Raw genomic sequence first — 10,397 nt, 5'->3', positions numbered from 1 at the left:
AGACCGGTGTCCTTTCGGTCAGGAAGTGGTGCGGACTGTCGCCGGGGCATGCCGGCCCGCGTCGGGCATGGCGTTCTTGTCGGGCATGGCGTCTTCGTCGGCGACGAGGACCGCGGCCTGGGAGTTGTAGAAGAACCCGCCAATGGCAAGCAGGGCGGTGCGGGCACCGGGGATCTGGCGGTCGCCGGCCGTGGCGCGCAGCTGGTGCACCGCGTCGCGGACGTACCCGGTTCCCTGGGATCCGCCCTCCGACAACATGCCGCCCTGGGGGTTGACCCGGACACGGCCGTCGATGAGGAGCCGGTCGCGTTCGGTGTCCCAATGCTCCTCGACGAACTTCCCGGCCTCGCCGGGATCGCACCAGCCCAGCTTCTCGAACCAGGAAAGGGTGATGAAGGTGAAGCCGTCGTAGATGTAGGCGACGTCGACGTCCGCGAGAGTGCGTTCGCTGCGGGCCCGGAGCTGGCCGACCACGACGTCCTGGCCGTGGCGATGCAGGGAGGCCAGTTGCTCCTCGTCGCTCGCGGTCTCGACCAGACCCTCGCTCGCCGTGTGGATCAGCACGGGGGCGTGCGGCAGGTCGCGGGCCCGCTCGGCGCTGGTCAGCACGAACGCCTCGGCGCCGTCGACCGGGAGGTCCATGTCGAGCATTCCCAGGGGCTCGCGGATCATGGGCGCCGCGAGGTAGTCGTCGAGGGTCAGCCTGGTGCGCATGGCCGCCAGCGGATTGTCGGCCGCGTTGGTCCGGCTGTTCACGGCGATGCGGCCGAGATGCCGCCTGGTGACCTGGTTCTCGTGGAGGTACCTGCTCGCCCAGGCGGCGTACGCGGCGGCGTTGCGGGCGTTCTCCGGAGGCGGGTTGTCGTAGCCGCGCACCCATCGCCGGAACGGGTCCTCCGCGGCCTTCCGCGAGTTGTACGGGGAGCGGAAGTTGTAGTGGTACACCAGCACGGTGTCGCACACACCCGCGTAGATCGCGTTCATCGCGTCCAGCAGCGGGCCGACGATGACCGGGTTGCCGTCCCCGAAGTAGGTGACCTCCGGCAGCCGGAGCATCGCCACCATCTCGGTGGCGCCCGGGGGGACGATCGTCCAACTGCCCATGCCGGCCGAGGAGACGACCCCGTCGATGTCATCGCGGGTCAGGCCCGCGTCCCTGATCGCGGCGACCGCGGCCTCGGCGGCGAGTGTGCGCGCGCTGCGGCCGGTCCGCCGGGTGTAGCCGGTCGAACCGACGCCGACGATGGCGATCCGGTCCTGGATGCCGTTGTGGGTCATCGCCGGGCTCCGTCCTGGGTGGTGACGGTGCGGAAGACCGGGTACGGCGCTCCGGCCCGTTCGGTCCAGGCGAGCTCCACCGCGGTCCCGATCGGGGCGGGCAGCGCCGGGCTGCCGATGATGGTGCTGGTGAACCGCAGACCCGCCTGTTCGGCCAGTTCCACCGTCACCACCGGGTGGGGATAGCTGACGCCCTCTGCCTGGGGCCCCTGATGCAGGAGCATCGACAGATGGACGACCCCCCGCCCGCTGACCTTGGTGGGCACGACGTCGAAGGACCAGCACCACGGGCAGATGGCCCGGGGCGGGGCGTGCCAGGCCCCGCAGTCGGCGCACCGCGGAAGGCGCAACTCCCGCTCCAGCCAGCCCTCGTAGAGGTGGCGGGAGTCGTCGTCCAGGGCGGCGTCCGGGTAGCGTTCCCAGACCGGCACGGGCTCCTGCCGTCGCCGACCCCGCTCGGACCGCTGCGGCCCGGTCACGATGTGCGTCCCGCGCGGTCGAACCACTTCGCCAGCGCGTCAAGGCCCACCTGGAACGCCCCGGTGCCCATCTGCTCGTCCACGGCCTCGACCACACCGTCGTCCGCCTCGAACCGCGCCGACCAGGAGACGGTGCAGCCGCCTCCCGGATCGGCCGTGACCGCCAGGGTCGCCTGGTGGTCCGCGATGGGAAACGGCGGGTCCGGCATGCTGTAGACCATGCGCATCGCCGCGTCGTCCACGGCCACGAGCCGTTCGACGAACTCCATTCCGCCGCTGTGCACGACGCGCTCGACCTCGGGAGTGCCGGGTGGGCCTCCGCGTAGTTCCAGCCGGTCGATCCCCGGCATCCAGCGGTCGACCGCGGCGAAGTCGCCGATCAGATCCCATGCGCGCGCCGCGGGTACGGGAAGGCTGATGGTCCTGACTACCAAGGGCATGGGTCGTCTCCCAAGTCGTGAGTCGTCGTGAGCGTGCGTGGCGGTCGTAGAGGGGGGTTACTCCCTGGCGACGGCAGGGTCGGGATCGTCCCCACCGACCACCTGCGCTCCTCCGGCGGAGAGGGCGTGCGCCTGCCTGCGCTGACCGCGCTCCACGAGCAGGCCGGTCACGCCGGCGGCGACGAGCAGGACCGAGATCAGGATGATTCCCGCGTCCTGGTTTCCGGTGAGGTCGCGCAGCCAGCCGGTGATGTAGGGGCCGAAGAAGCCGGACGAGACGCCGACGGTGTTGACCAGGCCGAGCGCGGCGGCGGCGCCGACCCCCCGGTAGAGGTTGGACGTCATCACGGAGACCAGCGGCGCCGCGCCGACGATGCCGACGGCCATCACGCACAGCCAGGCGATGAGGGCCAGGGGGCTTTCGGCCAGGGTCGCGCCGATGCCGCCGGTCACACCGATCACGGACGAGACGGCGATGTGCGCACCCGGCTTGCCCTTGCGGTCGCAGTGCCGGCCGTACAGGAGTTGGGCCAGACCGCCGCAGGCGAACGGTACCGAGGTGAGCAGCGCCGCCTGGACGGGTGAGTAGTGGGTGTCGAAGCGCTCCTGGAACCCCAGGACGAGCGTGGGCAGGAAGAAGGTGAGTGCGTACGATCCGTAGTTGAAGACGAAGAAGCAGAATCCGAGCAGCCAGGCCCGGCCGTTGCGCAGGACGTCGCGGACTCGCCCGGCCCTGGTCGCGTACTGCTCCGCATCGGCGTTCAGCCTGGCCTGGATGTCGGCCTTCTCCGCCGACGACAGCCAGGATGCGGTCTGTGGACGGTCGTCGAGGTAGAACAGCGCGATCATGCCCATCACCACGGCGGGAACGCCGGTCGTCAGGATGAGGAAGCGCCAGCCGGTCAGGCCCAGTGGCTGCGCGGAGTCGCCGACACCGATCAGCCACATCGACAGCGGAGCCCCGATCACGGTGGTGACCATGACGGAGAACAGGAACCTGGTGATGGCCCGTCCGCGGTACTCGCTGGAGAACCAGTAGGTGAGGTAGAGCAGGACGCCCGGGGTGAAGCCCGCTTCCGCGAGGCCGAGCAGGAAGCGCATGACGTACAGCGTCTCCGCGTTGGGCACGAACGCGGTGAGCATCTGGACGACGCCCCAGGTGATGATGATGCGCCCCAGCCAGAGACGCGCACCGAACCGGTGCAGGGCGACATTGCTGGGCACCTCGATGGCGATGTAGCCGATGAAGAAGATCCCGGCGGCGAATCCGAACGCCGTCGCGGACAGCCCCAGGTCCTCGTTCATCCCGGCGGGCCCCGCGTAGGCCAGGCTGATCCGGTCGATGTACGCGACGAACATCAGCAGGCAGAGGAACGGGATGATGCGCAGCGAGACCTTGCGGTTGATCTGCGCGGAGCTGAGCGGCGCGGCGGCGGCACCGGTGGTCACCGGCTCGCCCTTCTCTTGGCCGCGGCCGGGTCGGCGCACAACGAAAGAGGGGCGCCGGTGAAGTCGGAGGTCCGATCGCCGGCGCCGGGTACCCGGGGGGATCCGCCGGCCTGGGGCGTAGTGCCAAGGGCTCGAATGACCATGGAACTGTCCTTTCCCGACTCCATGCTTCGGCCGGACGGCGAAGCGAAGGACGTGGCTGAGTGCTGCGGGACGCTTCCCGGAGCACGGGTCGATTCGATGTGGCTTCGTCGGGACGAAGCGACACCGCGCGGAAATACCGAATCGAGCCTCTGCCGTACGAGGACAGGGGTTGGCGATCGGAATCCCGCCGCCGCAGGTGACACGAAACCGGGTGACGAATCACCGAGGGAAACGTGCGGTCCTGTTAATCGGATATGGGGTGGTGGTGGAAACCATGACGGCTTCATGGATGCGGAACAGTCCAGGCCATCCTGGCCTTGTGGCCCCGCGATGGCCGCGTTTCCGGAGTGCGCTGTAGCGCCACGATCCGGAAACCGAGCGCGATGATCGAGTATGCAGGTGACGCGGTTCCTATAGGCAATAGGGAAGTTACTACCGGAACCGCGAAGCCGTCAACCACCTGGAGCGGAGTCTTCGAAGGCCGGGGCGGCTCGCGGGTTCCGGTCGCGGGGGGAGAGGGCGGCGAGAGCCCGTTCGGGGAAGGGGAAGTCGAACGCCCGTGATCTTGTATGGATTTCTCCCGCCCTCCCCAGTGCGGGCAGGGTGGGATCGGTAGGGTTGGGCTCGGTGACGCGGTACCCGGATGACGGGCGCCGCCCGTCGGTGGGAAAGGGGCGATCCATGGCTTCGGGGGCGGCGACGCCGGGCGCTGACGCTTCCAAGCCGGTCGGCAGGCCCGGGCGCAAGGGCGGAGTTTCCGTCGAGCGCATCGTCGACGTCGCCGTGGACGTGCTGGCCGACCGTGGCGTGGACGGCCTGACGACGGCTGAGATCGCTCGCCGCCTGAAGGTCTCCCAGCCCACGCTGTACAGCCACGTCAGCAACCTCAACGAGATCCGCTCCCGGACCGCGATCCGCGGAATGATCGAGCTCAGCGGGAGGGTGCGCGGCGCGGTGCGCGGCCTGGAGGGTGACGAGGCGCTGCGCGCGATGGCCTACGCGTACCGCGGGTTCGTGCGCGATCACCCCGCGCTGTACATGCTGCAGCAGCGTGCGCCGTCGACGCCCGAGTTCTGGGAGGCGGCGAACGAGGCGGCGAGCGCCGTCCGTGACGTGTTGCGGGCTCAGGGGCTGTCCGAGGAGCTCATATCGCATGTGCACCTGGTCTTCCGTACGTCGATTCACGGATTCGTCGACCAGGAGATCAATGACGCCATCCCCGACGTCTCGGATGTGGACGCCAGCTTCGAGCTCTTCCTCCGATTCTTCATCGATGGTGTGAGCCGGCTCGTCACCGACTGATCCGGACGGGGTGTCTGTCCCCGTTATCAGGCGATCTCCCAGCGTGCCGGAAGGGCGCTCGGGCATTCGAGGGGTTGACGGCGGTTTCAGCCGCGGCTATCTTCCCTATTGCTTATAGGAAAAAGGCCGCTCGCGTGGACGATCGCCATGCCCGGTCTCCTGGTTCGTAGCGCGACCGCGCCGCCCGAACACATATCTCTGACGACCGACACCCGCACCCCGGCCAGTCCTGGTCGGTGTCTCGGACCACCTCTGCTTCTCGTGCTTCCCGGTCACGCCGCGCACGGGTGCGTCATGCACCCCGGCGCGCTGTGCCTTGCGCGCATACCGAGCGGCGCGCACGTCGCCGCCCACACCAGGACAGGAGTTCCGCGAGATGACGCAACCAAATAGAGGCGACCGCGCTGCGGTACGACTGCTCGCTCTCGGCGGATCGACCAGGGCGGGATCCAGCTCCGAGGAGGCCCTGCGCGTGGCCGCGTCCTGCGCTGAGAAGAGCGGCGCGGTGGTCGAGGTGCTCGCCGGGCCGGCGCTGGTCCTGCCGATCTACCAGCCCGAGTCGCCCGTCCGCTGTGACGAGGCCAGGGCCCTCACCGCCGCCGTGCGCCGCGCCGACGGGCTGCTGATCGCCTCGCCCGGCTACCACGGGACCGTGTCCGGAATGATCAAGAACGCCCTGGACTACATCGCGGATCTGCACGACGAGGAGCGGGTCTATCTCGACGGCCTTCCCGTCGGGTGCATAGCGGTCGCGCACGGCTGGCAGGCCGCGGTGTCGACCCTGCACAACCTGAGGGTCGCCGTCCACGCGTTGCGCGGCTGGCCGACGCCGCTCGGAGCCGCGCTCAACACGGCGCAGCCGGCGATCGGCGCGACGGACTCCCGCATCGACGAGTCCTCGCGCCGGCAACTCGAAACGATAGCCGGGCAGGTCATGGACTTCGCCACTGCCCGGCTCCCCGTCCACAGCTGAGCGGGTCCGCCGCCTTCCGGGCCCCCACCGTTCTCGACGCGTGGTGCGGCGACCCGGACCGGGCACCGCGCCGACCTTCGCAACCTCCGCCGGCCCGCTCCAGCCCGTTCGCCACCGATCCGCGCAATCGCGCATGAGTCCAAGGAGACGATGCCCCATGACCAGCACAGCCGGGCAGCAAGACGCCGCCGTCGGCGATGTCGTCGACCCTGTCGTGTCGCCGAAGGACACCCCGATCCTCAACGACGACAACAAGTTCAAGCTGGTGCTGCTGTCCCTCAACACCGGGCGCGGCACGACCCTCTCCCATGGTGCGGGCACGCTGCGGATCACCTGGGACGAGACCGTGCGCATCGCCCAGGCCGCGGAGAGGGCCGGCATCGACGCGATCCTGCCCATCGCGCACTGGAAGAACTGGACGCGGTCGCGGCCGCAGTATGACCGCAACTGGGACGCCCTCACCTTTGCGGCGGGGCTCGCCGCCGTGACCGAGCGGATCCAGTTCTTCTCGACGGTGCACATACCGCTCTTCCATCCTGTGATGGTCGCCAAGATGGCGGCCACGGTCGATCACATCGCTTCGGGGCGCCTGGCGCTGAACGTGGTCGCGGGCTGGAACCAGGCCGAGTTCGGCATGTTCGGGCTCGACCCAGTGGAGCACGACGAGCGCTACGAGTACGCCGCGGAGTGGATGGATCTGCTGCAGCGGATCTTCCGCGAGGACGCGTGGTTCGACTTCGAGGGCCGCTACCTGCGCGGTCGCGACATCGCCTCCCAGCCGAAACCGCTCCAGCGTCCGAGTCCAGTGATCATGAGCGCCGGCTCCAGCCCGGTCGGGCTGGCCTTCGCGGCCAGGTACGCCGACGTCAACTTCGGTATCTATCCCAACCTCGACGACTTCCCGGAGGCGGTGCGGAGGAATCGCCAGATCGCGGCCGAGGCGGGCAATCCCGGGCTCAAGTTCTGCGGCCACGCCTACGTCGTGTGCGCGGACACGGAGAAGGAGGCGAGGCGGCGCTACGAGTACCTGCTGGACGACGAGCTCGACCGGGCGTCGACCGAGGCCCTGATGACCATGTCCACCGGCAAGATGCAGAGCATCGACGTGGTCGCCCAGACGGCCATGATGCGGAGAACCGCCGGAGGCAACTGGGGTTTCCCGCTGATCGGCACCGCGGAACAGGTCGCCGAGGACCTCATGGCCATGGCGAAGGGCGGGCTGGAGGGCACGGCACTGTCCTTCCCGGACTACGACGAGGGGGTCGCCCGGTACGACGAGTCGATCCGGCCGCTACTGGTCGAGGCCGGCTTGAGGAAGGCGTGAACATGGCCGCCGAATCCGCCGACCGGGGCGGCGCTGTAAGCGCGTCGCCACTCGTGCTGCTGAACCGGCCGCTGCCGCATGTGCTGGAGATCCGGTTGAACCGGCCGGAGAAGCTCAACGCGCTCAACGTCGCACTGCGCGCGCGACTGCGCGATGCCCTGCGCGATGTGCGGGACGACGAGGACGTGCGGGTCGTGGTGCTCTCCGGGGCGGGCCGCGCCTTCTGCAGCGGCGCCGACGTCGCTGCCTCGTCGGAGTACGGGTCCCTGACGCCCGAGGACGAGCGCCGCCGCATCCTCGACGGCTCCATCGAACTGTTCCTGGACGTCTGGCGGCTGCCGGTCCCCGTGATCGCCGCGATCCACGGGCACTGCGTCGGACTGGCCACGATCCTCGCCAACTGCTGCGACATCGTCCTGTGCGACGAGGCCGCCACCATCTCATGGCCGGCGCTTCCCTTGGGCGGGGGCCTGATCAGCCCCACCTGGGTATGGCATGTGGGCCTGCACAAGGCCAAGGAGATGAGCTACCGCGTCGGTTCCAGGATGACCGGAGCAGAGGCCGCGGCCTGCGGGTTCGCCAACCACGCCGTCCCCGGGACGGAGCTTCACGCGACGGCCCGGGCGATGGCCGCCGACATCGCCCGGGTCGGCCGGGACCTGCTGACGCTCAAGAAGCACGCCCTCAACCAGGTGCACGGTCGACTCGGCTTCGAGGACGCCGTCCGGGCCGGCGCGGCGTGGGACGCGCTGGCGCACAGCACCCGGGCCGTCACCGAGATACACGACCAGCGTGAACGGGACGGCCTGAAGGCGACGATCAGCGCATGGAGGTCGTCGCCGCCGTCCAGCCCCTTCCCGCCCGCCACCGGTGAGCCGGCGGCGGACCAGTGAAAGCGGTCCGATGAAACCCTCCTCCGACTATTTCAGCGCCACGCGCGCCGTCGCCGTGGTCGGCGCCTCCGAGCGGAACTTCTACGCGACGATGGCCATCAGGAACCTCGACGCCTACGGGTTCGACGGGGAGATCCTGCCGGTGCACCGCGAGGGCGGAACGCTGCTCGGGCACAAGGTCCACCCTGACGTGGCCGGTCTTCCCGTCGACCCCGACCTGGCGGTCCTGGGCGTCTCCGCTGCGCGGGCCCCCGAAGCCATCGGGCAGCTCGCGGAGCGCGGCTGCCGCCGGGTGGTCCTGATCGCCGACGGCTACATCGAGCGGGCGGACGAACTCGGCGCCGCCCGGACGGCCGAGCTGCGGGCCGCGTGCGAGCGGCTGGGCATCGAACTCGTGGGGCCCAACGGCATCGGCGTCGCCTGCTTCACCGACGGCCTGGTCCCGATCTGCGAGCCCGTGCCCGCGGGCATCAGGGCCGGGCGCGTATCGGTCGTGAGCCACAGCGGAGCGCTGATCTCCGGGATTCTCGACGGCTTCGTCACCGAGGACGTGGGCGTCAACGCCGTCGTATCCGTCGGCAACGGGACCGTCACCGGTCTCCTGGACTGGATCGACTGGATGGTCGACGACCCCGGCACCGGCACCGTGGCCTGCTACGCCGAGAACATCGACGATCTGGGCCGCTTCCGCGACATCGCCGGACGCGCCGCCTCGACCGGCACGCTGATCGTGCTGCTGGCGGTGGGCCGGAGCGCGCTCGCCCGCGACATAGCGCTCTCGCACACCGCCTCCATCGCCGGCGACCACGACCTGCTGGAAGCCGTGTGCGCGGACACTGGAGTCGTGCTCGTACCGGACGTCGAGACCATGGTGACCGTCTGCCACCTCCACGAACGGCGCCTGGCAGGGGACCTGGCCGACGGCAGCGGTCCCGTCGTGATCACCTCGTCCGGAGGTGCGGCGACCCTCACCGCGGACCTCGCCGGGGACGGCGGGCTCCGGCTGCCCGAACTCGGCGAGGCGTCCCGCTCCCTGCTGGGCGGGCTGGTCTCCGCCTCCGGCTACGTCGGCAATCCCATGGACCTCACCGCGTCGGGCGGCCTGGACGGTCCGGCTCGGCTCCGGCTGTACGAGTCGCTGCTGAGCGACGAAGGGACGACAGGCGGTATGTACGTCCTGGGGGTCAACTTTCCCGGGGACGAGGATTTCCGTGCCATGCACCGGGAGATGCTCGGGGCGCTCGCCACGTCCACCACGACGACGGGACGGCACGTCGTCGTCGCGGGCGTCGCCGACCAGCAGGTCACGGACTGGGTCGGCCGCCTCGTCCGGGACACTCCGGGACTCGGGCTGGTCCGCAGCCTGCGACGTGCCACCGCCGCGCTCGGCGTCCTGCAGCGGCGCACCCGGCACCGCCGTCAGGCGCCGTGGGAGCCGCGCATGCCCGCCGCGCCGGCGAGTGCGTCGTCGTGGGTGAGCGAACCGCAGGCCAAGGAACTGCTGGCCGCCCGAGGGCTGCCGGTGGTCCGCGGTCTGCGGCTGGGCGGTGTCGACGGCATCGGCACCGCCCGGCTGCCCGGACCGGGACCCTACGCGGTGAAGGCCGTGGTACGGGATGTCGGCCACAAGGCCCGCCTGGGGCTGGTCCGGCTCGGTGCCCGGGACCGGGACGAGGTGCGCTCGGCGGCCGAGGCCATCGAGCGCAGCGTCGACGAGCACGCACTCGCCGAACGCTTCGAGGGCCTGCTGGTCGAGGAGATGGTGAACGGCTTCGAGGTCATGGTCTCCACCCGCTGGGCCAAGGGGCTGCCGTTCCTGACCCTCGCCCTCGGCGGCACGCTCGTGGAGGCGCTGCGCACCGGCGCGAGTGTGCCGCTCCCCTGGCACCCGAAGTCCTGGGACTCCCTGACGGAACGCTCCGGACTGCGCCGGGTCCTGGACGCCCTGCCCGCCGGCGGTGGTGCGACCGTGCGCCGGATCTGCGAGGAGATCGCGGACGAGGCCGTGCACGGCGGCCTGGCGCGGTTCGGCACGGTCGAACTGAACCCGGTGATCGTCAGCCCGGACGGTGGCGCGCACATCGTCGACGCCCTTCTGCTGTGACCGGCCTCCGT

General features: G+C 70.2%; 9 protein-coding genes. 5 read left to right on the top strand and 4 right to left on the bottom strand.

Going from position 1 to position 10,397, the window contains the following annotated elements; all coding sequences use genetic code 11:
• Positions 1 to 18: 18 nt before the first annotated feature.
• The 4 genes from K8Z49_RS28695 to K8Z49_RS28680 are packed head-to-tail and all read right to left on the bottom strand — an operon-like array spanning position 19 to position 3,646.
• A complete protein-coding gene (locus K8Z49_RS28695; protein ID WP_412515696.1) occupies positions 19 to 1,278 on the bottom strand; it encodes a thiolase C-terminal domain-containing protein in 1,260 nt (419 codons plus the stop codon).
• Positions 1,275 to 1,709, bottom strand: a complete 435-nt coding sequence (locus K8Z49_RS28690) for a Zn-ribbon domain-containing OB-fold protein (protein ID WP_021591749.1) — start codon at positions 1,707 to 1,709, stop codon at positions 1,275 to 1,277. Before K8Z49_RS28690 ends, K8Z49_RS28695 begins: the two co-directional genes overlap by 4 nt.
• A 44-nt stretch (positions 1,710 to 1,753) precedes the next feature.
• Positions 1,754 to 2,197 carry an SRPBCC family protein gene (locus K8Z49_RS28685; protein ID WP_021591748.1) on the bottom strand — a complete coding sequence of 148 codons (444 nt, stop codon included), beginning with the start codon at positions 2,195 to 2,197 and terminating at the stop codon, positions 1,754 to 1,756.
• A 57-nt stretch (positions 2,198 to 2,254) separates the two neighbouring features.
• A complete protein-coding gene (locus K8Z49_RS28680) occupies positions 2,255 to 3,646 on the bottom strand; it encodes an MFS transporter (protein WP_412515695.1) in 1,392 nt (463 codons plus the stop codon).
• Positions 3,647 to 4,471: 825 nt separating this feature from the next.
• Here K8Z49_RS28680 and K8Z49_RS28675 point away from each other — a divergent pair.
• The 5 genes from K8Z49_RS28675 to K8Z49_RS28655 all read left to right on the top strand — a co-directional run bounded on the left by K8Z49_RS28675 (position 4,472) and on the right by K8Z49_RS28655 (position 10,386).
• Positions 4,472 to 5,092: a TetR/AcrR family transcriptional regulator gene (locus K8Z49_RS28675; RefSeq protein WP_021591746.1), complete on the top strand. Its 621-nt coding sequence runs from the start codon at positions 4,472 to 4,474 to the stop codon at positions 5,090 to 5,092.
• A gap of 376 nt (positions 5,093 to 5,468) precedes the next feature.
• Positions 5,469 to 6,065, top strand: coding sequence for an NADPH-dependent FMN reductase (locus tag K8Z49_RS28670; RefSeq protein WP_412515694.1), 597 nt, complete (start codon positions 5,469 to 5,471; stop codon positions 6,063 to 6,065).
• Between the two features lie 157 nt (positions 6,066 to 6,222).
• Positions 6,223 to 7,389 carry an LLM class flavin-dependent oxidoreductase gene (locus K8Z49_RS28665; protein WP_021591744.1) on the top strand — a complete coding sequence of 389 codons (1,167 nt, stop codon included), beginning with the start codon at positions 6,223 to 6,225 and terminating at the stop codon, positions 7,387 to 7,389.
• Between the two features lie 2 nt (positions 7,390 to 7,391).
• The gene (locus tag K8Z49_RS28660) at positions 7,392 to 8,282 is read left to right on the top strand and encodes an enoyl-CoA hydratase/isomerase family protein (RefSeq protein WP_052357363.1); all 891 of its coding nucleotides are present in this window, start codon (positions 7,392 to 7,394) and stop codon (positions 8,280 to 8,282) included.
• Between the two features lie 10 nt (positions 8,283 to 8,292).
• Entirely contained in the window at positions 8,293 to 10,386 is a 2,094-nt protein-coding gene (locus K8Z49_RS28655; protein ID WP_412515693.1) for an acetate--CoA ligase family protein, read from the top strand.
• Positions 10,387 to 10,397: the final 11 nt, after the last annotated feature.

The organism is Actinomadura madurae (assembly GCF_047130825.1).
GTDB lineage: Bacteria > Actinomycetota > Actinomycetes > Streptosporangiales > Streptosporangiaceae > Spirillospora > Spirillospora madurae.
Note: the sequence above shows the minus strand (reverse complement) of the source record. Positions and strands in the feature narration are given on the sequence as shown.